This is a genomic window from Amycolatopsis sp. GA6-003 (assembly GCF_046267895.1).
GTDB lineage: Bacteria > Actinomycetota > Actinomycetes > Mycobacteriales > Pseudonocardiaceae > Amycolatopsis.
In genome coordinates, this window is sequence record NZ_CP176499.1 from 1066404 (window position 1) to 1092858 (window position 26455).

Annotated in this window: 9 protein-coding genes; 4 read left to right on the forward strand and 5 right to left on the reverse strand. The window is 73.5% G+C overall.

Annotated features, from left to right (window positions below; genetic code table 11):
- Window positions 1–7: 7 nt before the first annotated feature.
- From F9C12_RS04990 to F9C12_RS05000, 3 genes are all read right to left on the reverse strand, one after another.
- A complete protein-coding gene (locus F9C12_RS04990; RefSeq protein ID WP_409464947.1) occupies window positions 8–5857 on the reverse strand; it encodes an SDR family NAD(P)-dependent oxidoreductase in 5850 nt (1949 codons plus the stop codon).
- Window positions 5850–12416, reverse strand: coding sequence for a type I polyketide synthase (locus tag F9C12_RS04995; protein WP_409464948.1), 6567 nt, complete (start codon window positions 12414–12416; stop codon window positions 5850–5852). The genes F9C12_RS04990 and F9C12_RS04995 overlap by 8 nt, the downstream gene beginning before the upstream one ends.
- Window positions 12417–13130: 714 nt before the next feature.
- Window positions 13131–16010, reverse strand: coding sequence for an AAA family ATPase (locus F9C12_RS05000; protein ID WP_409464949.1), 2880 nt, complete (start codon window positions 16008–16010; stop codon window positions 13131–13133).
- Window positions 16011–16976: 966 nt separating this feature from the next.
- Between F9C12_RS05000 and F9C12_RS05005 the strand changes: the two genes are divergently transcribed.
- The 4 genes from F9C12_RS05005 (at window position 16977) to F9C12_RS05020 (ending at window position 20315) form a co-directional block, all read left to right on the forward strand.
- A complete protein-coding gene (locus tag F9C12_RS05005) occupies window positions 16977–17771 on the forward strand; it encodes a thioesterase II family protein (RefSeq protein ID WP_409464950.1) in 795 nt (264 codons plus the stop codon).
- Between the two features lie 40 nt (window positions 17772–17811).
- A complete protein-coding gene (locus F9C12_RS05010) occupies window positions 17812–18021 on the forward strand; it encodes a DUF5988 family protein (RefSeq protein WP_409180785.1) in 210 nt (69 codons plus the stop codon).
- 180 nt (window positions 18022–18201) lie between these two features.
- The gene (locus F9C12_RS05015; protein ID WP_409464951.1) at window positions 18202–19437 is read left to right on the forward strand and encodes a cytochrome P450 family protein; all 1236 of its coding nucleotides are present in this window, start codon (window positions 18202–18204) and stop codon (window positions 19435–19437) included.
- Window positions 19438–19550: 113 nt separating this feature from the next.
- Complete coding sequence (locus F9C12_RS05020) at window positions 19551–20315, forward strand: thioesterase II family protein (RefSeq protein WP_409464952.1); 765 nt, start codon at window positions 19551–19553, stop codon at window positions 20313–20315.
- 64 nt (window positions 20316–20379) lie between these two features.
- Here the strand turns inward: F9C12_RS05020 and F9C12_RS05025 are convergent, their stop codons facing one another.
- Window positions 20380–22818, reverse strand: coding sequence for a beta-glucosidase (locus F9C12_RS05025; protein WP_409464953.1), 2439 nt, complete (start codon window positions 22816–22818; stop codon window positions 20380–20382).
- Between the two features lie 157 nt (window positions 22819–22975).
- Window positions 22976–25615 carry an AAA family ATPase gene (locus F9C12_RS05030; protein ID WP_409464954.1) on the reverse strand — a complete coding sequence of 880 codons (2640 nt, stop codon included), beginning with the start codon at window positions 25613–25615 and terminating at the stop codon, window positions 22976–22978.
- Window positions 25616–26455: the final 840 nt, after the last annotated feature.

A 26455-nucleotide genomic window follows, 5' to 3' on the forward strand; every position in this document is an offset into this window, starting at 1 on the left:
GATCCCCTCAGGTGGTCGTCCGGTCGGAGTGCTCGCCGCCCGCGGGCGGGAGGGTGTCGCGCAGCCACGCCCCGATCAGCGCCGCGGTGTCCGCCGCGTGCTCCTCGAGGATGGTGAAGTGGTTGCCGGGCGCGGTGGCGAGCGTGTGCGGGAACGGCCAGACCGGCGCCCAGTCCGCCGGCCAGCCCTCCAGCGGCTGGGCGGCGCGGACGAACAGCACCGGGATCGGCAGTTCGGCCGGGGCCCAGTCGAAGTCCTGGTAGTGCAGCATCGCCGTGATCCAGCCGTCGTCGCCGGGAACCGCGAGGTCCGGGTTGTCCATCCGGGCCTGTGCTTCCTCGCCGAGCCCCGGCAGCAGCCGGACCAGCCGCTGGTGCTCGCTGGGCACGTAGCTGTCGAGCACCACCACCCCGGCGGGCGGCGTGCCCAGTTCGTGCAGGCGGCGCGCGATCTGGTGCGCGACCAGTCCGCCGGCGGACAGTCCGGTCAGCACGAACGGCCGGTCGCCGAGTTCGGCGCGCAAGGCCTCCGCGTGCAGGTCCACCAGCACTTCCCGGGTCCGGGGCAGTGCCTCGGCGCGGCGGTACCCCGGGTGCCGCACCGCCCAGACGTCCCGCTCGCCTTTGAAGGACCTGGCCAGCCGCGCGAACTGCACCGGGTCGGACATGCCGACGATGCCGGGGACGCAGACCAGCGCGGTGCGCGCGTCGCCGCCGGCGAGCCGGACCGGGGCGGGCCGCTCGGCAAGCTCGGCGACGGAGTCGGCGAAGACGCGGGTCGCCTGCCACGCGGAGTCGCGGGCGAGCAGCACCGATTCGCGCATCCGCGCGCCTTCCTCGTCGATCGCCTCCTCCGCGCCGGTGGACAGCAGTTCGGCCAGGTGCCGGGCCAGCACCGCGGGGCTGGGGTGGTCGAAGGTCACCGTCGCGCGCAGCCGCAGCCGCAGGGCCCCGGCGAGCTGGTTGCGGATGCGGACCGCGGCCAGCGAGTCGACGCCGATCTCCAGGAACCCGGCGGTGGGGCGCAGGTCCGCGGCGTCCTCGTGCCCGAGCGCGCCCGCGACGACGGCGAGGACGAAGTCGAGCAGCGCTTGCTCCCGTTCCCGGCCGGCGAGGCCGTCCAGCCATTGCCGGAGGTCGCCGTCCTCGGTGTCCGGCCGTTCGGCCAGTTCCCGCAGCAGGGGCCGGTCCTCGGCGCCCTCCGGGTCGAACCGGGCGGGCACCAGCACGGGATCGCGCAGCGACACCGCGACGTCGAACAGCGCGAGCGCTTCCCCGGTGGCCAGTTCGCCGGGGCCGGCGGCGAGGTGCCGGGTCAGCTCGCTGCGCTCGGCCCATCGCCCCCACGCCAGCGAAAGCGCGGGCAGGCCGAGTGCGTGCCGCCGACGGGCGAGCCCGTCGAGGACCGCGTTCGCGGCGGCGTAGTTCGACTGGCCGCCGCTGCCCGCGACGGCCGCGGCCGAGGAGAACAGCACGAACGCCTTGAGCGGCTTGTCTTTCGTGAGCTCGTGCAGGTGCAGCGCGGCCTCCGCCTTCGGCCGCAGCACCGTGTCCAGCTGCTCCGGGGTCTGGGCCGCCACGATGCCGTCGGCGAGCGCGCCCGCCGCGTGCACGACGATGGTGGGCTGGTGTTCGGCGAACACGCGGGACAGCTGGGCCGGGTCGGCGACGTCGCAGGACTCCACGACAGCCGTCGCGCCCAGCCCGGCGAGTTCGGCGACCAGGTCCGGGGCGGAGCCGCGGCGGCTGAGCAGCACGAGCCGCCGCACGCCGTGGGCGGTCGCCAGGTGGCGGGCGAGGAGTCCGCCGAGAGTGCCGGTGCCGCCGGTGATCAGCACGACGTCGTCCGCGCCGGCGAACCGCGTGGGCGTCGGGGCGAACGCCCGCACCAGGCGGCGTGCCAGCAGCACTCCCCCGCGCAGGGCGAGTTCGGGTTCGCCGGAGCCGAGCGCGGCAGCCACAGTCAGGGGCGTGACCTCGTCGGCGTCGAGCAGGACGAACCGGCCGGGCTCCTCGGTCTGGGCGGAGCGCACCAGGCCGCTCACGCCCGCGCCGGCCAGGTCCGGCAGCTCGTCACCGCTGCGGGCCGCGACCGCGCCCGTCGTGCGGAACACCAGCTTGGACGCGGCGAACGCCGGATGGGCGAGCCACCACTGCACCAGCGCCAGCGCTCGGTGCGCGGAGTCCCGCACCGAGCCCTCGGAAGCGTTGACGAGCACCGCGTTCGGCACCGGTTCTCCCGCCACGACAGCGGCGGCCAGCGCGTTCAGGTCCGCGTACGCGGGGAACTGTGCGGTGTCCGTGCCGACAGCCACGACAGTGCCCGCGGCGCCGCCGGTGGCGGGAACCTCGACCCATTTCTCCCGGAACAGCGCGTCCCTGGGCACTCCGTCGCGGGCCGCGGCGGGCCGCAGTGCCAGGGAGCCCACCGACAGCACCGGAGCGCCATGGCCGTCGGCGACGTCCAGCCGCACCGAGCCGTCCAGCCCTCCGCGCAGGCGGACTCGCAACGCCGCCGGGCGCGCGGAATGCGCGGTCACGTCGGTCCAGCTGAACGGCAGCATCGGGCCGTCGACGGCGGGGACGCCGGCCGCGAAACCGAGGGCGTGCAAGGCGGAGTCGAGCAGCGCCGGGTGCACGGTGAAACCCTTGGGGTCGACCGGGCAGCTGATCTCGGCGAAGACCTCGTCGCCGCGCCGCCACACCTCGCGCAAGCCCTGGAAGGCCGGGCCGTAACGCAATCCTCGCTCGATCAGGCTGGCGTAGTGCCCGTCGTGCGCGACTGGTTCCGCGCCTTCCGGCGGCCACGCGCCGAGCGGCTCGGGCTCCGCCTGCCGCGGGCCGAGAATCCCTTCGCCGTGCCGCACCCACGCCGAACCGTCGACTTTCGCGTGCAGCTCCAAGCCGCGTTGCCCGTCCGCGTCCGGGGCGCCGACCCGCAACTGGACCGCCGCCGTCGCATCGTTCGGGAGGATCAGCGGACGTTCCAGGGTGAGTTCCTTGACCGCCGGGCACCGGGCCGCGGCGCCGGCGGTCAAGGCGAGTTCGAGCCAAGCGGTGCCGGGCAACACCACCGCGTCCAGCACGCGGTGATCGGCCAGCCACGGCGCCTCCGCCGTCGACAGCCTGCCCGCGAGCACGAGTTCGCCGGCGCCCGCCAGCTCGACCGGCGGGTCGAGCACCGGATGGGTGCTGCGGCGGATTTCCTTCCGCGCCAGCCAGAACCGCTTGCGTTCGAACGGGTAGGTCGGCAGCGCGGCGAACCCGGGACTGCCCGGCTCGCCCAGCTCCGTCCACTTCGGACGCAACCCGCGGACGTAGACCTCGGCCAGCGCGCCGAAGAACGCTTCCCGGCCGCTCGCGCCGCGGCGCAGGGTGCCGGTGACGACGGCGTCCTCCCCGACCGTCGCGGCGATCGCGGGCGCGAGCACCGGATGCGGGCCGACCTCGACGAAGAAGGCGAACTCCGGCGCCGGCAGGCCCGCCAGCGTTTCGGCGAACCGCACCGGCTGGCGCAGGTTCCGGTACCAGTACCCGGCGTCGAGTTCGGCTCCGCACAGCACGGAAGCGGTCACCGTGGAGTGGAAGGGGATTTTCGCGGCCCGGGGCGTGACCGGGGCCAGTTCGGCGAGCAGCCGTTCGCGGACCGCCTCCACCGCCGGAGAGTGCGAGGCGTAGTCGACCTCCAGGCGGCGGGCCTTGATCCCGGACTCGGCCATCTCGGTCACCAACGCGTCGAGCGCTTCGGGATCCCCGGCGACGACCACCGCGTCCGGTCCGTTGACCGCGGCGAGCACCAGCCGCTCGTCCAGGCGGGGCCGCAGCAGCTCGGCGGACAGTTCGACCGAGGCCATGCCGCCGAGGCCGGACAGCGCGGTCAGCGCCTTCGCGCGGCGGCACACCACGAGCGCGGCGTCTTCCAGGCTCAGCACTCCCGCGACGTGCGCGGCGGCGATCTCGCCCTGGCTGTGGCCGATCACCGCGTCCGGTTCGATGTTCGAGGCGCGCCAGACGGCGGCGAGCGACACCATCACCGCGAACAACGCGGGCTGCACGACGTCGACGCGCTCCAAGGACGGCGCGTCCGGTTCCTGCCGCAGGACGGCGAGGAGGTCCCAGTCGGTGTGCGGGGCCAGCGCCCGGGCGCACCGTTCGAGGTGCTCGCGGAACAACGGGGAGCTGTCGAGCAAGTCCGCGGCCATGCCCGCCCACTGGCCGCCCTGTCCGGGGAAGGCGAACACGACCTTGCCGGTCAGATCGGCGGTCCCGCGCACCAGGCCGGGGGCGATCGAATCGTAGGCCAGCACGTCCAGCGCCGTCCGCGGGTCTTCGTCCAGCACGACGGCGCGGTGCTCGAAGGTGCTGCGCGAAGCGATCAGCGCGTGTGCCAGCGCCACCGGATCGCGTCCGTCCACATGGGACAGCAGCTGGCCGGCCCTGGCCAGCAAAGCGGATTCGGTGCGCGCGGACAGCACCCAGGGCAGCTGGTCCTTCCCGGCCGGTGCGGCGGCGGGGCGGTCCGGCGCCTCTTCGACGATCGCGTGCGCGTTGGTGCCGCTGATGCCGAACGCGGACACGCCGGCCCGGCGCGGCCGCCCTTCCCCGGCCGGCCACGGGCGGTTCTCGGTGAGCACCTCGACCGAGCCGGTCCAGTTCACCTGGGACGAACGGGTGTCCGCGTGCAGGGTGCGGGGCAGGGTGCGGTGCTGCAGGGCGAGCACCATTTTCAGCAGTCCGGCGATCCCCGCGGCGGCCTGGCCGTGCCCGAGGTTGGACTTGACCGAGCCGAGGGCGAGCGGCGCGGCCCGGTCCCCGCCGAAGACCGCTTGCAGGGCGGCCACCTCGATGGGGTCGCCGAGCCGGGTGCCGGTGCCGTGCGCCTCGACCGCGTCGATGTCCTCGGGGCGCAGCCCGGCGTCGGCGAGGGCGGCGCGGATGACGCGTTGCTGGGCCAGTCCGCTGGGCGCGGTCAGGCCGTTGGAAGCGCCGTCGGAGTTGATCGCGGTGCCGCGGACCACGGCCAGCACGGGACGGTCGTGTTCGAGGGCGTCGGACAGCCGTTCCAGCACGACCACGCCGGCGCCCTCGCCCCAGCCGACGCCGTCCGCGCCGTCGCCGAAGGCCTTGCAGCGCCCGTCGGCGGCGAGCGCGCCCTGCTGTTCGAACGCGCGGTAGATGCCGGGAGTGGACATCACCAGCGCGCCGCCGGCCAGCGCGAGGTCGCATTCTCCCCCGCGCAGCGCGCGCACCGCCAGGTGCAGGGCGACCAGCGAAGACGAGCACGCGGTGTCGACCGAGACCGACGGCCCTTCCAGCCCGAGCAGGTAAGCGACCCGCCCGGACACCACGGCGGCCGAGGTGCCGGTCGCCAGATGGTCGGCGTGCTCGTCCAGGCGGGGCAGCAGCAGCTGCCGGTAGTCCTGCTCGCTGGTGCCGGTGAACACGCCGGTGCGGGAGCCGCGCAGGCCCTCCGGGTCGATGCCGGCCCGTTCCAGCGCCTCCCAGGAGACCTCCAGCAGCAGCCGCTGCTGCGGGTCCATCGACTCGGCTTCGCGCGGGCCGATGCCGAAGAACGCGGCGTCGAACCACGCGGGGTCGGAGAGGAAGCCGCCCGCGCCGGAGAGGTCGGCGGGCCAGCCGCGGTCGGCGGGGAACGCCGTCACCGCGTCCTTGCCGTCTTCGAGCAGCCGCCACAGCGCGTCCGGGTCGGTCACCCCTCCGGGGAACCGGCAGCCGGCCCCGACGATCGCGATCGGCTCCCGCGCCCGCTCCCGCGTCGCGCGCAGCCGCTCCCGGGTGTCCCGCAGCGCGGCGGTCACCCGGTCCAGCGTGGCCAGCAACTCGCCGTTGTCAGTCATCGATGAGCTCCTCCAGCGCCAGCAGGACTTCCCGTTCGGCCCGGCCGAGCACGTCCGCTTCGGACGCTTCGGAACCTTCTTCGGCCGCTGGCGGCGGATCGGCCGGGGCGCCGGCGAGTTCGGCTTCCAGGTACGCGGCCAGCGCGACCGGGGTCGGATGGTCGAACAGGGCGCTGGCGGGCACGCGCAGCCCGGTCCGCGCGCCGAGTTGATTGCGCAGGTCGACCAAGCCGAGCGAGCTGAGCCCCTGCTCGTGGAAGGGCCGGTTCGGCTGGACCTGCGCGGCCGAGGCGTGCCCGAGGATCGACGCGGCGCGCTCGCAGACCAGTTCGCGCAGTTCGCGGCGGCGCTGCGCCGTCGACAGGCCCGTCAGCCGCAGCCTGGCCGGTTCGGCCGCCGGAGCGGCGGCCTGGCTCTGGCGGGCTTCCGGCAGCTCTCGGAGCAGCGGGCTGGGCCGGGCGCCGGCGAACGCCTGGAGGAACCGGTCCCAGTCGACGTCGGCGAGCACGAGACCGGACTCGCCGCGGGCGACCGCTTTCGCCATCGCGGCGAGGGCGACGTCGGGATCGAGCACAGTCATTCCGTTGCGGCGCAACCGACCCTCGACCGCCGTCGCGTCCGCGCCGTCCACCGCCATGCCGCTGCCGCCCCATGGCCCCCAGGCCAGCGAAGTGGCGGGCAGCCCGTCCGCGCGCCGCTGGTCCGCGAGCGCGTCGAGGTAGGTGTTGGCCGCCGCGTAGTTGGCCTGTCCTGCGTTGCCGACGGCTCCGGTCGCGGAGGAGAACAGCACGAAGGCTTCCAGTCCGCTGGCGAGCTCGTGGAGGTGACGGGCGCCGCCGGCCTTGCCGCGCAGCACCCGCGAGAGGCGCTGCGGGTCCAGTGCGCCGAGGACGCCGTCGTCCAGCACCCCGGCCGCGTGCGCGACGGCGGTCAGCGGCCGGTCGGCGGGAATCGCGGCCAGCAGGTCCGCCACCGCCTGCCGGTCGCCGACGTCGCAGGCGACCGCCTCGACCTCCGCGCCGAGCGCGGTCAGTTCGGCGACGAACCCGGGGTCGCCGGCGTGGCGGCCGGTCAGCAGCAGCCGCTCGACGCCTTCGGCGGCCAGCCACCGGGCGAGCCGGCGGCCCAGCGCGCCGAACGCGCCGGTGACCAGGGTGGTGCCGCGGCGCGGCCAGCCGCCTGCCCCGTCCGCCGCCGGGGCGCGCAGCAGCCGCCGCGCGAACACCCCGGACGCGCGGACCGCGATCTGGTCCTCGTCCCCGGCCAGCGCCCCGGCCAGCCGTTCGGCCGCCGCCCGGTCCACCGTCCCCGGCAGGTCGGCCAGCCCGCCCCACCAGCGCGGATGCTCCAGCGCCGCGACCCGGCCGAGACCCCAGGCCATCGCCTGGGCGGGCGCGTCGAGCCGGTCGCCGGGGCCGGTCGAGACGGCGGACTGGGTCGCGCACCACAGCGGGACTTCGAGGTCGAGGTCCGCCGCGGCCTGGACGAGGGCGGTGGTCAGGGCGAGCCCGACGGGGACGCCGGGAGCGTCCGGGTGCGGCCGTTCGTCCAGCGCCAGCAAGGACACGAAGCCGTCGACCGGTCCGCATTCGCGCAGGAGCGCGGCGATCTCGCTGCGCGAGGAGCCGGGCTCGACGGCGCGCACGGCTCCGCCGAGCGCGGCGGCCAAGGGCTCGGGGACCGAGTGCCCGGCGGGGTGCAGCAGGGCCCAGTTCCGTTCGGTGGCGTCGCGGTCGGCGACCGGCTGCCAGCTGATCCGGTACCGCAGCCGGTCCGCCTCGGCGTCCCGGTCGCGGCCGCGTCGCCAGCGCGCCAGCACGGGCAGCAGCCGGGTGACGTCGAGGTCGGTGCCGAGGAGCTTGCCGAACCGCTCCGGGTCGCCGTCGGCGACGGCTTCCCAGAACTCCGTGTCCTCGCTGCTTTCCGCGGCGGGTGCGGTTTCGGGGGGCAGCCAGAACCGGCTGCGCTGGAAGGCGTAAGTCGGGAGGGGCACCGGGCGCGCTCCGCTTCCGGCGTACCAGGCGGCCCAGTCCGGTCCGTGCCCTCGCACGTGCAGGGCGGCGATCGCGGCGCGCACGTCGTCGTCCCGGACCGCGGGGAGCACGGCCGCGTCCTCGGCGTCGTCCAGGCAGTCCGAGGCAGGCTCGGTCAGGGTCGCGCCGGGGCCGATCTCCAGGAACGTGGTGACGCCCTCGCCGGCGAGGGTCCGCATGCCGGCGGAGAACCGGACGGCCTCGCGGGCGTGCGCCGCCCAGTAGTCCGGTGTGGACAGTTCGGCGTCGGCGGCGATCCGGCCGGTCAAGCCCGAGACCACGGGAATGCGCGACGGCTGGAAGTCCAGTTCTGCCACCACCGCGCGGAATTCGGCCAGCATCGGCGTCATCAGCTCGGAGTGGAAGGCGTGCGAGGCACGCAGGCGCCGGGTCCGGCGGCCCTGCTCGCGGAACCGTTCCGCCACCGTCGCGACGGCCTCGGCGACTCCGGAGAGCACCACCGAACGCGGACTGTTGACCGCGGCCAGCGAAACTCCCGGCGGCAACTCGCCGAGTTCGTCCGGGGCAGCGGCCACCGCCCACATGGCGCCCCCTTCGGGCAGCGCCTGCATGAGCGAGCCGCGCGCGGCGACCGCCCGGCACGCGTCCGGCAGCGACAGCACCCCGGCGACGTGCACCGCGGCCAGCTCGCCGATCGAATGCCCGAGCAGCAGATCCGGGCGGATGCCCCAGTGCTCCAGCAGCCGGAACGCCGCGACCTCGAACGCGAACACCGCGGGCTGCGCGAATTCGGTGCGGTCCAGGCGTTCCTGATCCTCGCCGGACACGACTTCGCGCAGCGGCAAGGGAAACTCGGCGCACACCTCGTCGAAGGCGCGAGCGAACACCGGGTACCGCTCGGCCAGCGCGCGGCCCATTCCGAGGCGCTGGCTGCCCTGTCCGGGGAACAGGAAGGCCACACCGCCGTCCCCGGCCTCGCCGGTGGTGAGCGCGGGGTCGGTCCGGCCGGCCGCCAACGCGGCCAGCGCGCGGGTCAGCCGCGGACGGTCGCCGTCGAGGACAGCCCGGTGCGCGAGCGCGGCCCTCGTCGTGGCGAGCGAAAACCCGACGTCGCGGGCGTCGGCCGCGGAGGCGGAGTGCGCGAGCAGGCGGGCAGCCTGTGCGCGGAGGGCCTCCGGGGAGCCGGCCGAAAGAGTCCACATCGGAGCCGGGGAAACCTCGGCGGGCGCTGGGGATTCGTCGTCCGCCGGAGGTTGTTCCAGCACCACGTGGGCGTTGGTGCCGCCGATGCCGAACGACGAGACGCCCGCCCGCCGGACGCGGCCGCCGTCCGGCCATGCGGTCTGCTCGGTGACCAGGCGCAGGCCGCCGGACCAGTCCACGTGGGAGCTGGGCCGGTCGACGTTGAGCGTGGCGGGGACGGTGCCGTGCCGCATCGCCAGCACCATCTTGAGCACCCCGGCGGCCCCGGCGGCGGCCTGGGTGTGGCCGAGGTTCGACTTGAGCGAGCCGAGGAGCAGCGGCCGGTCCGCCGGACGGTCCGCGCCGTAGACCGCGGCGAGCGCTCCGGCCTCGATCGGGTCGCCGAGCTTGGTGCCGGTGCCGTGCGTCTCCACGACGTCGACCTCAGCGGGCGTGAGCCCGGCGTCGGCGAGCGCGGTGGCGAGAAGCCGTTGCTGGGCAGCGCCGTTGGGGGCGGTGAGACCGTTGCTGGCGCCGTCGGAGTTGACCGCGGACCCGGCGATCAGCGCGAGGACGGGATGGCCGCGGCGGCGGGCGTCGGAAAGCCGCTCCAGCACGAACATTCCGCCGCCCTCGCCCCACGCGGTGCCGTCGGCGCCCTCGGCGAACGGCTTCACCCGCGCGTCCGGCGCCAGCCCGCCTTGCCTGCTGAATTCGACGAACACCGTCGGCGTCGACATCACCGCCACGCCGCCCGCCAGCGCGAGCGAACACTCGCCGCTGCGCAACGCGGACGCCGCCAAGTGCACGGCGACGAGCGACGACGAACACGCGGTGTCGATGGCGAGGTTGGGTCCCTGCAAGCCGAAGGCGAACGAGATGCGCCCGGAGGCGACGCTGCAGACCGTCCCGATCGCGAGGTTCTCATGCGTGCCGAAGCCGCCGGCGCCGTAGTCGTCGTGCGCCAACCCGGCGTAGACGCCGGTGTCGGAGCCCCGCAGCCCGGTCGCGTCGATCCCGGCCTGCTCGAACGCTTCCCAGGCCAGTTCCAGCAGCAACCGCTGCTGCGGATCCATCTCCAGCGCCTCGTGTCCGCCGATGCCGAAGAAGGCGTTGTCGAACTCGGCGGCGTCGTGCAGGAACGCGCCCTCGCGCACGCAACTGGTGCCCGGACGGACCCGGTCCGGGTCGTAGAGGGTCTCGAGGTCCCATCCGCGGTCCCCGGGCATCGGCCCGATCACCGAGCGGCCGTCCGCGACGACCCGCCACAGGTCGTCGGGATTCCTTACGCCGCCCGCGAACCGGCAGCTCATGCCCACGATGGCGATCGGCTCGTCCGACGCCGTGCGCGGGGCCGCCGCGGTCTGGGGACCGGCACCGCGGAGATGCGCGGCGAGCCGCTCCGGGGTCGGGTGGTCGAACAGCGCGGTCGTGGCGATCGGGAGGCCGGTCCGGCGGCGCAGCGCCCGGACGAGTTCCACCGCCGCGACGGAGTCGAGGCCGAGTTCCAGGAAGGTGCGGTCCGCTCGGTAGTCCGCGCCGGTCAACGCCTCGGTCTCGGCCCGGATGAGCCGGGCCAGATCCCTTGCCGGGGCCGGGGTTCCGGCCGGTTCGGCGGTCTCGGCGGTCTCGGCGGGCAGGTGCACCCGGCGGCCGGCGACGATGCTCGGCCACGCGAGCGGCACGCCGTGCCCGTGCAGTCCGGCCGCCGCGCCGAGCACGGCGTGGAGTTCGGACCGGGCGCTGCGCAACGCCGAGGTCACGAGGACGTCGCCGCGCGCGGCCTCGGGAAGCGTTTCCTCGACGAGCGCGGCGAGGACGCCGTTGGCGCTCAGGTCGAGATAGGTGTCGACCCCGGCGGCGGCCAATCCCCTTACGCAGTCGAGGAAATGGCCGGTGCCGCGGACTTGCGCGCCCCAGTACTCGGGACGGCACACCACGTCGGAGCCGGTGCCGAGCCCGGGATGCACCGGGATGATCGGGATGAGCGGCGGCCGGGCGGGCAAGCGGCGGACGAACTCTTCGAAGTCGGCCGCCATCGGCGCCATGTGCGGGGAATGGAAGGCGCGGTCGACCGCGAGCTGCTTGACCTTGCGGCCGCGGCGTGCCCAGTCCTCGGCGATCCGCAGCACGACGTCGCGGTCGCCGGAGAGCACCACCGACCGCGGCGCGTTGACCGCTGAGATCTCGGCCTTGCCGGTCAGGCCGGCCAGTGATGCGCGGGCTTCGGCCTCGGTGACGCGCATCGCCACCATCGCGCCGCCGACGATCGTTTTCGTGCGGAACAACCGGATCCGCTCGGCGAGCACCGCGCACACGTCCGGGAGGGCGAACACCCCGGCGGCGGTGGCCGCGGCCAGCTCGCCCACGGAATGGCCGACCACGAAGTCCGGGCGTACGCCCCAGTGCTCGAACTGCCGGAACAGCGCGAGTTGCAGGGCGAACAGGGCGTCCTGGCTGTAGAGGGCTTCGTCGGCGGGGTCGACGCGAGTTCCGTTCTCGCCGAGGAGGAGTTCGCGGACCGACCAGGTCGAGACGGCGTCCAGGTGCGCGCAGACTTCGTCCAGTGCTTCCGCGAACACCGGGAGCCGCGAGTACAGCTCTCGCCCCATGCCCGGGCGTTGGCCGCCCTCGCCGGGGAACATCAGCGCGACCTTGCGCCCGTTCCCCGCCCGGACCGGAACTGCCGTGCCGTCCGCCAGTTCCGCCAGCCCGGCGCGCGCCTCCTCGCGGTCGGCGGCGACCACGGCCGCGCGGCAGGCCAGGTGCGGCCGGGCGACCGCGAGGGTGCGCGCGACGTCCCGCAGTGGCGGGGGCTCGGCTTTTTCCAGGTGTGCCAGCAAAGTGCCGGCTTTGCCGCGCAGTTCCTCCGGGCTTCCGGCCGACAGGAGGATCGGCACCGCCGTCTCGTCCTCGGGGGTCGCGGGACGTTCCGGCGGCGGCAGCGCCGAGGCCGGGCCGCGGCCCTGCGCGAGTTCGGACAGATCCTCGTCGACCGCGTCGGGGGCGAGCAGGCAGTGGACCGGATCGTCGTCGGCGAAGGCGCGCTCGGCGACTTTCAGTACTGTGTAGACGGTGCGGTCCGGCGAGGTCCAGCCGGCGAGCACGAGAGTCGACGCTCCGGAGCGGAGGCTGTCCGCGGCCAGGCGGACCGCCGAGCCGTCCGCTGTCTCCGCCGGGCCGGTCAGGCCGAGTTCGGCGCCGACCGGCGGGTGCCCGGCGGCGAAGACCCCGACCACGTCCGCCGGCCCGGGCACGATCGCCGAGTTCTCCAGTGCCCGGCGCGCGATCTCCGCCGCCGGCTCCGGTCCGGACGCGAGCCCGACGACCGCCAGGGACGCGGAAGCAGCGCCGCTGTCGAAGGCCGTGGAATCGAAGGCCATGGAACCAGCCGTCTCCGTTTCGGGTGTCGGTGACTCAGGCGGACGCGATGCGGCCGGCCTCGTCGGCCGGCGCCGATTCCGGGCCGGTGGCGTCCGACGGCGGCAACTGCCCGGAGCGGTTCGCTGTTCCCATTGCCCAACACTCGCTTTCCGTCGCGCCGGAACGCATTCCGTCCCGGCAGCACCCGCGCGGACTCGTGCCGGAAAACGATCGCGCCGACAGCGTCCCGGCAATCGGGATTTCGTCGAATTCCGTTTTCCTGACTCGGAAATGGTCCAGCGAACGTAGCGATCGCCCGCGACGCCGGACAACCCCCTATGCGACGGCCGCGCCCCGCTCCCGCACTTAGGGGGGTGACCCGGCGTTCAGGGCGCCGACCAGGGAAACCACGGGAGGGTCCGGTTAGGGGACGGTATTTGTGCCGGGGGGGTTGTCCCGCCTCCGGGGCGGGCTGATCGGGTGCGGATCCTGCCTTTTCGGCCGCGTTTCCGGAGCGGGCCTTGACCGGCAGTCCGTTCAGCGGGCTGAAAGGTTCCGACGGCCTGGCGTGTCATTCTTTTCGCGCGCCTCGAAATCGTCGCGAAACAAGGTTTCCGCTTGAGCCGCTGGCCCGGCAACGGCCGGTCCGCGGAGGCCGAATCAGCCGTGCAGGTGCTCGCGGATGCCACCCGGCGGAGGCACTGTTCAGGCTCGCCTGCTGCTCGGCGGTCCGTTCAGGGCGTGTCCGACCGCGGACCCCGCCCGGACACTTTCGGCTTCCCCGCCGTCCGCGTCCCGCCCGCCCGTGCCGCCTCCAGCTGGAGGTCCACCGGCAGGTCCGTCCGCTTGCTCACCTTCAGCTTCCGGAACACCCTGGTCAGATGCTGCTCCACCGTGCTCGGCGTGACGTGCAGCTTCGTCGAAATCTCCTGGTTGGTGTACCCGAACGACGCCAGCGTCGCCACCCGGTACTCCGACGACGTCAGGATCCGCAGGATCTGGTCGTTCTGCACAGCCGCGGCCGCGCCACCGGAGGAATCGGAGGCATCAGCCGACGGAGAAGCCGGAGACGCCGGAGACGTCGAAGACGGCGGAGCCGCCTGTTCCGGCACTGTCCATTCGGCGCCCGGCTCCGGCCGGGGCTCCTCGCTTCCCCGCGGCGGCGTCACCTCCAGCCGGCACGCCTGGCCCAGCCGCCGCGCGCGCTGCAGCACCATCCGCGCCTTGGCGAACTGCTTCATCGCCTGGTGCGTCCGGCTCAGGTCGAACAGCGCCTGCGCCAGCTCCAGCCGATCGCCGCTGGCGTGCAGGACCTCGACGGTTTCCTTCAGCATGGCCAGCCGCGAGCTCACGTCCTCGGTCGCGGCGAGCATCCGCAGCGCGGCGCCGCGCACCCGCGGCGTACGGAACCGGGGATGCGCCAGCTGCCGGTTCGCCAGTTCCCGTGCCCGGTCGGCGTCGCCGAGCCGAAGATGCGCCTTCGCGCTGTCGGTCCGCCACGGCGCGAGCGTGGGCGCTTCGAACCCCCACGCCGCCATCAGCTCCCGGCACCGCTCGAAATCGGCGAGCGCGGCCTCGACGCGGCCGGTCGCCAGGCAGTACCGGCCGCGGGCCCGCAGGTACGGCAGGCAGTAGCCGGAGCGGTACATCTCCTCCGGCACCGGCTGCCGCAGGTGTTCGCGGACCTCCTCGTGGTCGCCGATCACCGTGGCGACGCGGATCAGCACCGCCAGCGGCATCCCGATCGCGACGCCCCACCGTTCGGCTCCGACGGCCTCGATCGCGTCGTGCGCGTGGCCGGACGCCTTCGACAGTTCCCCGTACCGCAGCGCGATGTCCGCGCGGCAGGCCGAAAACACCGCCCGCCACCACGCCACTCCCCTGGCCTTCGCCTCCGCGAGCAGCGCGTCGCACCAGTTCGTCGCGGTCTCCAGGCGGTCGGCGTAGACCAGCGTGCGCAACGCCGACCACATCGGGCCGACCGTCAGGTCGTCGAGCGGCGTCGCCTCGAGGACGCTTTCCGCCTTCGAGACCGCGCCGGGCTCGTCCGCGCCGCCCAGCACCGTGATCAGCGCTTCCGACGCGGACGCCGCCCACCGCGCCGGCTCCGCGTCCTCGCGGGCCGCCGCGCCGGTCGCTTCCGCCCAGCGCGGCGCGAGCGCGGGATGCGCGTGCCGCAGCCAATGGCCGACGTCGGCCAACGTGCTGTTCCGCGACCGCCGGCGGGCGTACTCGCGGCCGAGCCGGTCGAGGACGGGCTCGGCGTCCGGCTGTCTGCCCGCCCACAGCAGGCGCTGCACCAGGAAGACTTTCTGTTCCGGATCGAGGTCGCCGGCGCGCTCGTGCTCGCACAGAAGAGTCAGATGCCGGTCGGCGGCGGAACCGCCGCGCAGTTCGGCGCGGAGCAGCAGGACGCGCAGAGCGGCGGCCCGCGGTCCGTCCGGCTGCCCGGTCAGCGCGTGCTCCAGGTATTCGACGGCCCGTCCGGCGTCGTCCGCGCGCAGCGCTTCCTCGGCCGCGCTGTGCAGCTGCTCCACCGCCCACGCGTCCGGTTCGCCGCCCGCCGCGAGGAGATGCCGGGCCACCCGGCCCGCACCCGCCTTGTCCGCGTGCAGCGACCGCGCCGCCGTGACGTGCAGCTTCGCCAGGTCCTCCGGCTCCGTGCAGTCGATCACCGCCTCGCGGAAGGACCAGTCGCGGAAATCGTTGCCGTTCAGGAAACCCACTGTGCGCAGGGCCCGCAACGCGCGCGTGACGTCCGCGGGTCTGCGGTGCACGATCCCGCTGAGCCGCTCCACCGTGCTGTCCGGGCCGAGCACCGACACGACGCGGGCGAGCGCCAGCACGTCGGATCCGCTGCGCCGCAAGCACGTCAGCACCGCGTGCCGGAACGCGTCGCCGACCACCGGGCGCGCGTCCCGGCCGGGTTCCGGCCAGTCGAGCTGGTCTTCGATCAGCGCGCGCACCAGAAGCGGGTTTCCGCGGGTGATCGTGTAGCACCCCGCGGCCAGCCGCTCCGCCGAGTCCGGATCGAGATGCCGGGCCAGCAGCTTCGCCACCCCCGCCGCCGAGAGCGGCGCGAGATCCAGCCGCCGGAAGTGCCGCTGGCGGACCAGTTCGATGCGGTAGGACGGGTGCGCCGACCGGCCGTGCGCCAGCTCCGCCAGCAGCAGCATGATCCGGGCCGAGCGCGTGCGCTCGGCGAGCCGGAGCAGGCAGTCCATCGACGACGCGTCCACGTGCTGCGCGTCGTCGACGGTGATCAGCAGGGGCGTTCTCTCCGCCAGTTCCAGCGTCAGTTCGAGCACGAGGTTCGCGACGTCGAACGACGAAGGCGGACCACCGTCCGGGGGCCGCGCGATCAACCGCGTCAGCTCGAGGGTTTTCGCCCGCGGCACCGGCAACTCCCGGACGAGCCGCTCCAGGCTGCCGTACGCGCGGGTCTCGCGGTCGCGGTCTCCGGTCATCGTCAGCACGACCGCGCCCTCCCGCGCCCGCTGTTCGGCGAACGTGCGGAGCAGTTCGGTCTTCCCGCTGGCCACGGCGCCATTGACCAGAGCTATTCTCCCGTTCCCGGAATCCGTTTCGGAAAACAGCTCCTCCAGGAACTTCACTTCGTTTCCGCGCTCGATCAGCACTGCCGTCCTGCCCCCAAGCATCCGACAGCGGAACGCCGGGCAGCACGCCGCGGGAGTCGCCGATATCGCCCCCGGCGACTCGCCTCGCTCCCGGGAAGCCGCGCCGCTCCCGGGCGCACCGTTGCCTACCCCAGTTCGTTCCGCATTCTTTTTCCCCGTCTTGCCCGGCCGCCCCGCCCGGGGACGGGCCTGCCGGCGGACGCGGTCCCGGGGGCCGATTCCTCGCTCCCGCCCGCTCTTTCCCCGGACCCCGCCCCGGCGAAAGACGGCACCGCTGGTGAAACCACGAGGTCAGTCCCTGAACACCGACCCCGCGCCGGAGCCCTCGTTCGATTCCGGCGCCCGGGCCGTCGCCGCGGCTATCGGCCGAGCCTTCGGCAGCCCCGGTCGCCGGCGCGCCACCGCCGGTCCCGCGCCGCCGAATGATTCGTCCGGACTGCCCCCACGATTCCCCCAGAGATGCGTTTCTGTCTATTCTTCGGCCATCCGGAAACTAGTGCGGCAGGCTCCCGTGTTCGGTCATCGGCGACAATGCCGGGTTCCTGTCCGTTTATTCCCGCCAACAGTGATCTTAGCGATCACCCACTGCGCTCGCAATCCCCCGCCACGCCGGCGAGCGCGCCGTCGCGACCGCCGCACACCGCCGGTGACCTGCCCGAACACCGGCGTCCCAGGCACCGGGACCGTACGCCGTCGCGCCTCGCGTTTCACCTCTCCCCGGCGGGAATTGCCCGTCCGCGCGCGCCCGCGTTCCCCCTCCGTTCACCGGCCCGGCTGCGCTCGGTGAACGGAGCCGCCAATAGGGTGAAACAAGCTCGGGCTTTTCCGCCGGACCGACTGGGGGCGGCGCGGACTTATTAGGGGTTGATGCCCTCGCGGATCCTCCGGCACCCTCGAAACCGCGGTTTCTCGCATTCGCCGAGAGCGCGGACGACGAAAGGGATGCCCGTGTCCGGACAAGACAGCGGACAAGACAGCAGCCGGTGGATCCGGCGGTATCACCCCTGGGACGGGGCGCCGTTCCGGGTCGTCTGCTTTCCGCACGCGGGCGGGTCCGCGAGCTATTTCTTCCCGATGGCGAAGGCGTTGTCCTCGGCGGCCGACGTGCTGGCGGTCCAGTACCCGGGACGCCAGGACCGGCGGTCGGAACGGTGCCTGGAGAGCATCGCGGAACTCGCCGACGCGGCGGCCGAGGCCGTGCGGCCCTGGCTGGACCGGCCGACGGTGCTGTTCGGCCACAGCATGGGGGCCACCCTCGGTTTCGAGGTCGCCCGTCGGCTGGAAGCCGGCGGAGCCACCGAATTGCGGGCGCTGTTCGCCTCCGGCCGCGTCGCGCCGTCGCGGGCGCGGAACGAGCGGGTGCACCAGGAACCGGACGACGCCCGGTTCCTCGAAGCGGTCGAATCCCTCGGCGGCACCGACGCGCAGGTCTTCGGCGACGACGACCTGCTGCGGATGGTCCTTCCGGTGCTGCGCGCCGACTACCGGGCCGCCGAAACCTACCGCTGCCCGCCCGGGACGGTGGTCGAGATCCCGATCCACGTCCTGCTCGGCGAGGACGACCCCAAGGTGACCGTCGAAGAGGCCGAGGGCTGGCGCGACCACACCACCGCGTCCTGCACGCTGACCACCTATCCCGGCGGGCATTTCTATCTCGCCGCGCAGGCCCCGAAAGTCGTCCGGACGATCGTCGACGTGCTGGCGCCTGCCGGAAGCACCGCCGCCCGGACCCGGTGACGACTTGTCCTGAGATTGTCGAGCGAATGGGAGAATCACCATGGCACGCATCAAAGTCAACCTCGTCGGTTCCCCGTCCCGGCTCGCCCCGCTGGGCGACGGGCATTACGTGGACGACCTCACCGAGGACGTCAAGATCTGCGTCGACGGCGGATACGAGCACTTCTCGCACCGCGGGGAGTTCGAGGGGGCCGACGAGGCCCGCGTAGCGGTCTACCACTGGACGGGACGCACCAAGATCGCCGAGTGAGAAACCGGAGCGGCAGTGCGGGGAAACGGCTTTCGCCCCGCGCTGCCCGGCCGCTCCGGATACGGGGCGGGGCAACGGACTTAGGGGGGTGCCCGGCGATCGCGAAACGCTACGCTCCGGCAAAGCCCGAGCGCCCGCCGAACGGCGCGAAAATCACGCTTACCCGCGAGGCGGACTGAGATGAACGCGCAATTCGACACCGACGGCGACGCCGTCCTGCTCACCCCGCGCTTCGCGGACGACCCGTATGCGCTGTACGCGCTGCTGCGCACGCAGCGTCCGGTCACCAAGGTGCAGGTGCCCGGCGGGCCGCCCGCCTGGCTGGTCACCCGGTACGAGGACGTGCGCGCCGGGCTCGCCGACCGGCGGCTGTCCAAGGACGTCACGGCCGCGCTGGACGATCTGCGCGCGGCGGGCGCCGGGGTCGCGGCGGTGACGCTCGACGACTTCGACGCGCACGACCACATGCTCAACTCGGATCCGCCCAAGCACACCCGGCTGCGGAAGCTGGTCGCCAAGGCGTTCACCGCTCGCGCCGTCGCCGGGCTGCGCCCGCGGATCCAGGAGCTGGCAGAGGAACTGGTCGACGCGCTGGCCGAGCGCCTCGCCGGCGGCGAGCCGTCGGTCGACCTCATCGACGCGCTCGCGTTCCCGCTGCCGATGAAGGTGATCTGCGAGATCCTCGGCGTGCCGGAAGACCGCCGGGCCGCCTTCCGGAAATGGTCGCACGCGGTGCTGTCGCCCGCTTCGCCCGCGGAATTCGTGACCGCGTCGGCGGAGATGACGGAGTACCTTTCCGTGCTGGTGGCGGAAAAACGCGACCGCCCCGGCGAAGACATCCTCTCCGCGATCGTCGCGGAGGACGAGCACGGCGACCGGCTGTCGGACTCCGAAGCGACCGGGATGGCTTCGCTGCTGCTCGTGGCCGGGCACGAAACGACGATGAACCTGATCGGCAACGGCGTGCTCGCCCTGCTGAAGGACCGCGCCCAGTGGGACCGGCTGCGGCGGGAACCCGCGCTGCTGACCGGCGCGGTCGAAGAGTTCCTGCGCATCGACAGCCCGGTGAACACCGCGACCGTGCGGTTCGCGACCGAGCCGGTGACCATCGGCGCGACCACCGTCCCGCCCGGCTCGACCGTGCTGCTGGCGATCGGGTCGGCGAACCGGGACCCCGAGGTGTTCGAGCGGCCCGACGAGGTCGACCTGCGGCGCCCGCGGGGAAAGAGCCTCGCGTTCGGGCACGGCATCCACTACTGTCTCGGCGCCGCGCTGGCCCGGATGGAGGGCGAGATCGCCTTCCGGGTGCTCGCCGACCGGCTGCCCACGCTCGCCCTCGCCGTCGAGCCCGGCTCGCTGAACTGGCAGTCCAGCCTGCTCATCCGCGGTCTCACCGCGCTGCCCGTCCGCGCCTGAGCGCCGGTTCCCGGGGCACGGCGCGAACATAGGGGTGTCCGCGCGGACCAGGTGCGAGGAGAGTGGGGAGCGACTACGGCCGCTTGCTGTGAACCGTGAAGGACGGATTGCGCGTGCCCAAAAGCATCAGTGACACGGAACCGTGGATCCGCCGGTTCCAGCCCGCCGACGAGGCGCCGACCCGGCTCGTCTGTTTCCCGCACGCCGGGGGTTCGGCCAGCTACTTCTTCCCGGTCGCCCGGACGCTCGCGCCGAAGCTGGACGTGCTGGCCGTGCAGTACCCCGGCCGCCAGGACCGGCGTTCCGAGCCGGGCATCGACAACGTGCCCGGCCTGGTGTCGGCGTGCCTGGAGAATCTCGTGCCCTGGCTGGACAAACCGGTCGTCCTTTTCGGACACAGCCTCGGCGCCACGGTGGCCTTCGAGACGGCCAGGGTGCTCGCCGGACAGGGCCGTCCCCCGCTGGCGCTGGTCGTCACCGGGCGGCGGGCCCCGTCCCGGCACTTCCCGGAGCAGAACTACCTCGCCAGCGACGACCGGCTGATCGAGATCGTGCGCGAGCTGTCCGGCGACGAGGATCCGGTGTCGGGCAACGAGGAGATCCTCCGCATGTCGCTGCCCTCGATCCGCAACGACTTCAAGGCGGCCGAGACCTACCGCTACGAGCCGGGAGAGCCGCTGGCCTGCCCGATCCACGCGATGAGCGGAACCGCGGATCCGAAGGCCCCGCTGGAGGACGTGCGGGCCTGGGGCGAGCACACTTCCGGGCGCTTCGAGATGAAGACTTTCCCCGGCGGGCACTTCTTCCTGAACGTGCACGGCGCGGCGGTGAACGCGGAGATCTCCCGGGTCGCCGGTTCCGCGCTGCGGCCCGCGTAGAGGTTTCCCCGCGGCGGAACCGGCGCCGGGCGAACGGGAACTCCCGCTCGCCCGGCCCCTCCCGTCAGCTGATCCGCACCGAACGGCTCAACGGCGTCACCGCGGCGGACGGACCCACCAGGACGTTCCGGTCCCCCGTCCCGACCCGCCAGCTCTTCGCCGACGTGTCCCAGTAGGTCAGCTCGTTCCCGTCGATCCGCATCTTCACCCGGGCGGACGCCCCCGCGGCCAGCTTGACCCGCTGGTATCCCGCCAGCGCCTTGGCCGCCTGCGGCGCCTTGACCTCCGGGCTGGCGCCCAGATACACCTGCGGCACTTCCTCGCCCGCCGCCGAACCCGTGTTGCACAAGGTGAATTCGACGTCGAGCCCGCCGTCGCGCCAGGCCGCCGACAGGTCCCGGTAGGCGAACTGGGTGTAGGTCAGCCCGTAGCCGAACGGGAACAGCGGCCGCACGCTGTTCTTGTCGTACCACCGGTAGCCGACCTGGATGCCCTCGGAGTACTGCACCGTGCCGTCCTTGCCCGGGTACGCCTCCGGCTTGCCGCCGACCGGGGTCTGGTCCAGTGACGCCGGGAAGGTCTGGGTCAGCCGTCCGCTGGGCGCGACATCGCCGTACAGCAGCCGCGCGGTCGCCTCGGCTCCTTGCTGGCCGGGGTACCACATGTCCAGCACCGCCTTGGTCTTGCCGAGCCACGGCATCGCGACCGACGAACCGGTGTTCAGCACCACCACGGTATTCGGGTTGGCAGCGGCGACCGCGGAGATCAGCTCGCTCTGGTAATCCGGCAGCGACAGCGAATCGCGGTCGATGCCCTCGCTCTCGTCGTCGTAGGCGAACACGACGGCGGTCTTGGCGTTCTTGGCCGCGGCAACGGCCTCGCCGAACTTCTGGTGGGCCTGGGTCGGCGTGAGCCACTTCAGCTTCGCGGTGATGTCGCCGTTGGCGAAACCGTCCAGCTGTCCCAGCGTGACCGGGACTTTGCCCGCCTCCAGGTGCACCCGCAGCGTCGCCGGGATGCCGGGGATGAACGCCTTCGCCCGTCCGCCGACGGTCAGCAGCGCGACGCCGGGACCGCTCACGTCGGCGGTGAACCGGTAGTCGCCGGTCTCGGGCACGTCCAGGGTCCCCTGGTGCACCTGGCTCGGCGCCACGGTGATCGCGCCGTCGGCGGCCGCGGGGAACTGGGGCGAGACCTGGGCGGCGGGGAGAGCCGCGTAGTCCTCGCTGACGCCTTGCGAGTAGGACACTCGCGCGCCCTTGCCCGCCCGCGCCGTGATCGTGTCCAGCGGGGACGACGCGTGCGCCGGGGTCACCAGCGAACTGCCCTTGCCGCCGACCTTCGGCACCTTCGCGGTGGGGCCGATCAACGCCAGATTCTGGCCCGCCGCACCGGAAAGCGGCAGCGTGCCGCCCTCGTTGCGCAGCAGCACCGCGCCCTGTTCGGCGACCTGCTGGGCCACCTTCGCCCCGGCGGCCGGGTCCTGGGCCGGCCGGGCCGGCGGCGGGGAGTCGAGCAGCCCGAAGCGGCCCATCTGGGTCACGATCCGGGTCACCGCGGTGTCCAAAGCGGACATCGGGATCGTGCCGCTGCCCAGCGCCGACTTCAGCGCCGAGCCGAGGAACTTGCTGTCCGGCATCTCCTGGTCGAGTCCCTTGACGAGGGAACCGGTGGACTGCGTGGCGTACCAGTCCGACATCACCCAGCCCTGGAAGCCCAGCTGCTGGCGCAGGATGTCGGTCAGCAGCGCCGAACTCCCGCAGGCCTGTTCGCCGTTGACCTTGTTGTAGGAGCACAGCACCGAGGCCGCGCCCGCGTCGACGGCCGCCTTGAACGGCTTCAGCTCGATCTCGTGCAGGGCCTGGTCGTCGATCCTGGCGTCGACGCTGTAGCGGTCCTGTTCCTGGTTGTTGCCCGCGAAGTGCTTGACCGAGGCCATCGCGCCGCGCGACTGGATGCCGGAGACTTCCGCCGCCGCGATGTGCGACGTGACGAGCGGGTCCTCGCTGAAGGTCTCGAAATTGCGCCCGCCGAGCGGCACCCGGATCGCGTTCATCATCGGGCCGAGCACCACGTCGGCGCCGAGCGCGCGGGCGTCGCCGCCCAGCACCGATCCGTACTGTTTGGCCAGTCCGTCGTTGAACGAGGACGCCAGCGCCACCGGAACGGGCAGCGCGGTGGCGGGTTTGCCGATCCGGACGCCCGCCGGCCCGTCGGTGATCCGCAGCGGCGGGATCCGCAGCCGCGGCACGCCGGGCACGAACCCGGCCTCCCCGATCGAATCCGGGTCCGCCGACCCGGAGACGAACGACAGCTTCTCGTCCAGGGTCATCTCCGCCACCAGCGCCCGCGCGCGCTCCGGGTCGAACGAGGACCGCGGCCCGCCGAGGGACCCGCTATCGGTCACCGCGTAGGCGGCCGCGCCGGGCAGCAGCACGGCGGCACAGGCCACCGTCGCCGCCCGCTTGGCGCGGCCGCGCAAAAACCTGCGTAATGCATTCATTCAACGCCCCAGAATTCTTGGGCGAACCCCCCGGTCCGGCTCCGGAACCCCCATGGCCGAACTGGACATTCGCACTTCCCGGCAATACCGTCACATTCCGGGCGTTCGCCGGCCCGCCCGCGATGTCCGGGCGGATATTACACACCGCCGCGCCGGGTCAGCTCGCATCGCCGGCACAATCTGCCGTCCGGAGCCGTCCTGGCAGCTCCGCCCTGCTGCGCACCTGGAGTTTCCGGTAGACGCGGGTGAGGTGCTGTTCAACTGTGCTGACGGTGATGAACAGTTTCGCGCTGATCTCCCGGTTGGTCATGCCCAGCGCGGCCATCGTCGCCACCGGTTCCTCGGCGGTGCTCAGCAGCGAACTCCAGTTCCGCGGCACGGGTTTTTCCGGACGCGGCCGCGGTTTCCGCCGGGAAGCGGCCGGAGCCCCGTCGCCGGGCGCCGGACGCAGCCCGCGCCCGGCCGGTTCGCGCAGTGCGCGCACGAGCGCGAACCGGCCGATCTCCGCGTCCGGCCCGGCCGCGCCCGCGAAGCGCGCCGGCCGTCCGGCCGGATCTCCGCACAGGGCAAGGATTCGCAGCGACGCCGCGCCCGTCCCGCTGCCCGGCACACCGGGCAGTCCCCATTGCTGTTCGGCGATCCGCCGGGCTTCCTCGCGCCGCCCCAGCAGCAGCCACGCCGACGCCGCGCCCGAGCGCCACGGCACGAAGGCGGGCCGGTCCATCCGCCAGTGCCGCATCAAGCGGCCGCAGTCGAGGAAATCGGCCAGCGCGGGACGCGCCCGCCCGGTCTCCAGGTAGTGCATGCCGCGGGCGTAGAGGTACAGCGGGGCCGTCCGGCTGCCGGACATCGCTTCGGGCACCGGCAGCCGCAGCGCCGCGCCCGCCTCTTCGTGCCGGCCCAGCGCGGTCGAGGCGAGCACGAGGCCGGACAGCGGCAGTCCGGCGAAAACGCCCCAGTCCCGCAGGGAAAGGTGCTGCAGCGCGGCGCGTGCGTGCCGGAGCGCGTCCGCCGGGTCCCCGTACCGGACCGCGACCTCCGCCGCCGTCGCGGCGAAAATCGCCTGCCAGGTCGGCGATCGGCGTTCGGCCGCCGCGCGCTGCAGCCGATCGCACCAGTGTCGCGACTCGGCCGGGCGTTCGGAGTACACCAGGGTCAGCAGTGCGGCGTAATGGCTTTCGAACCGGTCCTCCGTCAACGGCCTTCCGTACAGCAGCCCCTCGGCCTCGCCGGCCGGAGAGCGCCCGTGCCCGTCCGTCAGCGCGCCGGTCAACGCCTCGGCGGCCTGCACGGCGTCGGCGTGGCGGGAGAACTGGCCTGCCTGCCGCTGCTCCGGCACGCTCTCCTCGGCGGGCACGCCGAGCAGCGGATACGAGCAGCGGATCCATTGCCGGACCGCGCGGATCTCGCGGGCGCTCCCGGCGTCCGCCGGATCGGCCGCCAGCCGCCAGCGGTCGAGCAGCTGCCGGGCTTCCGCGATCTCGCCCTGCCACACCAGACAGCGGGCCAGCACGCCGGTGTCGCGGTCGTCCAACAGGCCGCGCCGCTGTGCGCTGCCGAGCGCCCGCAGGTACCGGGCGGCGGCGAACGGGGTGTTCCGCCACTGGATCCGGACGAGGTCGGCGGCGATCGCGGCCGATTCGGCGATCCCGCCCGAGGCTCGCAGCGCCAGCTCCAGACAGGCGATCGCGAAGGACGGGTCCGCCTCGAGCCGGGCTTCGGCCGCGGCCTGCCGGAGCGCGGCAGCCATCCACGGGTCCGGCGCCTCCCCGGCGGCGACCAGCTGCTCGGCGATCGCCCGCGACCGCGCGCCCGCGTCGCGCAGCACCCGCGCGGCGGCCAGCCGCAGCCCCGCGCCTGCCTCCGGCACCAGGGTTTTCCCGACCGCGGCGGCCACCAGCGGATGCCGGAACTTTCCGTCCACGAGCAGCCCGGTCTCGGTCGTCATGCGCAGCGCTAGCTCCACCTCGTGCGTGCTCAGGCCCAGCAGCCGGGCCAGCGCGGGACGGTCCGCGCCGCCCAGGATCGCCAGGCCGCAGGCCACCCGCACCGCGGCCGGGCCCACCCGGTGCAGGCAGGCCGACACCGCGCAGCGGAAGTTCTCCGGCGCCGGGGCGGCGCCGGTTTCCCGGCGGTCCGCGAGCAATGCGGCGAGCAGCAGCGGATTTCCGCCGGTGGCGGCGTAGCAGAGTTCGTCGGCGTGCTCCGGCCCGGCGAACCGGGCGGTCTCGGCGGGCGAGAACAGTTCCAGCCGGATCCGCTCGCATCCGGGATGGCGGGACAGTTCCGCGGTGAAGGAGCGCACGTTCTCCTGCGCCGGGCTCAGTTCGCCGAACAGGAACAGCACCGGCTCCTCGTGCGTGCGGCGCTGCAGGTGCAGCAGCGCGTGCCGGGATTCGGCGTCCGCGAAATGGAGGTCGTCGACCACGACCACCACCGGACGGTCGGCCGTCAGCGCCAGCACGGCGTCGCAGAACTGCCGGCCGCGGGCGTCCGCGTCGCGCCCCTCGGCGATTCCGCCCGGGGCTCCGGTCTCCGGCAGGCCGAGCAGAAGCTGGTCCACCACCCCGAAACCGACGCGCTGCTCCGTCCGCGCCGCCGAGGCGCGCAGCACCACCGAGCCGGAGCCGGACAGCTCGTCGGTGAAGCGGCGGATCAGGTCCGTCTTGCCCGCCGTCGCCGGACCGGTGAGCAGCACCGTGCCCGCGCGGCCCTCGGCAGCCCGCCGGTGGGCCTCTCTCAGCTTCCCCAGCTCCGGGCCCCGGCTCCCCCGCCGTCCCGAGCGAATCCGCTTCATCGGACTGGCCTCCTCGTGTCTTTCCTCGTCGGTTCGCCAGTGCCGCGGAATGTCCTGAGTGGAGGGTGGAAGCGCGGGAAAGGGCATTGGCGCGCCAGGGGGAACGGGCCGCCGCTCGCCGGGACGCCGCTGACGGCGTCCGGACAGGACACGCCCGGCCGACGCGGTCGGCGCGCACCGGCCGCCCGGATTCCCCGCGGCCGTCCGGCCCGGGTTCTCGCGGTCCCGGGAGACCCGGCGCCGCACCCGGCCCCGGATCGCCTCGCCCGCTTTTTCTCGCCTGCCTGCTCTCCGGCAGTTGCCTCCCCCGCGGCAGTGCTTCCCGCGCGGGAGAGGGCATGCGGGAACGCGTCGCACGGGCGGGATCGTGTTTCCCCAGACCGCCCGGCTCGGCCGTGCCCGCAGACGACGCCCCCGACGTCGCCGACGACTCACGACAGCGGGTCCGCGACCTCCCCCGACGGCCTGCCGCCGACGCGGAAAATCGGAACCCTGCCGCTTTTTCCGGCAAAGCTTGTTTTGTCTCGCTGCTTCACGGCTGAACGCGCTTGATAATGTCCCCCATTATCGAATAGTCGACACGCCCCAGCCCCCGTTCAACTGCCAGTCGAACATATCAACGGCCCAGCAGGCATGTCAACGACTCACCGGACAGGGCGCGCCGACAGGATTTTTTCCCCTCCGCGTCTCCCGCCGCCCCCTCCCCCGATGTCCCGATCCGACCGGTGAACTGGCGGTTTTCTTGATCGAAGCGGGACAGCCCCGTTCCCGGCGCGAGCGGCTCCCCGGGCCGTCCCGGACCCCGCGGGGCCGGTCCGGGGCCGGGCGGACGGTCCGCCG

Excerpts from the sequence above, each read along its gene's own strand:
- F9C12_RS04990 (WP_409464947.1), bottom strand. The coding sequence starts at position 5,857 with ATGACTGACAACGGCGAGTTGCTGGCCACGCTGGACCGGGTGACCGCC.
- F9C12_RS04995 (WP_409464948.1), bottom strand. The coding sequence starts at position 12,416 with ATGGCCTTCGATTCCACGGCCTTCGACAGCGGCGCTGCTTCCGCGTCC.
- F9C12_RS05005 (WP_409464950.1), top strand. The coding sequence starts at position 16,977 with ATGCCCGTGTCCGGACAAGACAGCGGACAAGACAGCAGCCGGTGGATC.
- F9C12_RS05010 (WP_409180785.1), top strand. The coding sequence starts at position 17,812 with ATGGCACGCATCAAAGTCAACCTCGTCGGTTCCCCGTCCCGGCTCGCC.
- F9C12_RS05015 (WP_409464951.1), top strand. The coding sequence starts at position 18,202 with ATGAACGCGCAATTCGACACCGACGGCGACGCCGTCCTGCTCACCCCG.
- F9C12_RS05025 (WP_409464953.1), bottom strand. The coding sequence starts at position 22,818 with ATGAATGCATTACGCAGGTTTTTGCGCGGCCGCGCCAAGCGGGCGGCG.
- F9C12_RS05030 (WP_409464954.1), bottom strand. The coding sequence starts at position 25,615 with ATGAAGCGGATTCGCTCGGGACGGCGGGGGAGCCGGGGCCCGGAGCTG.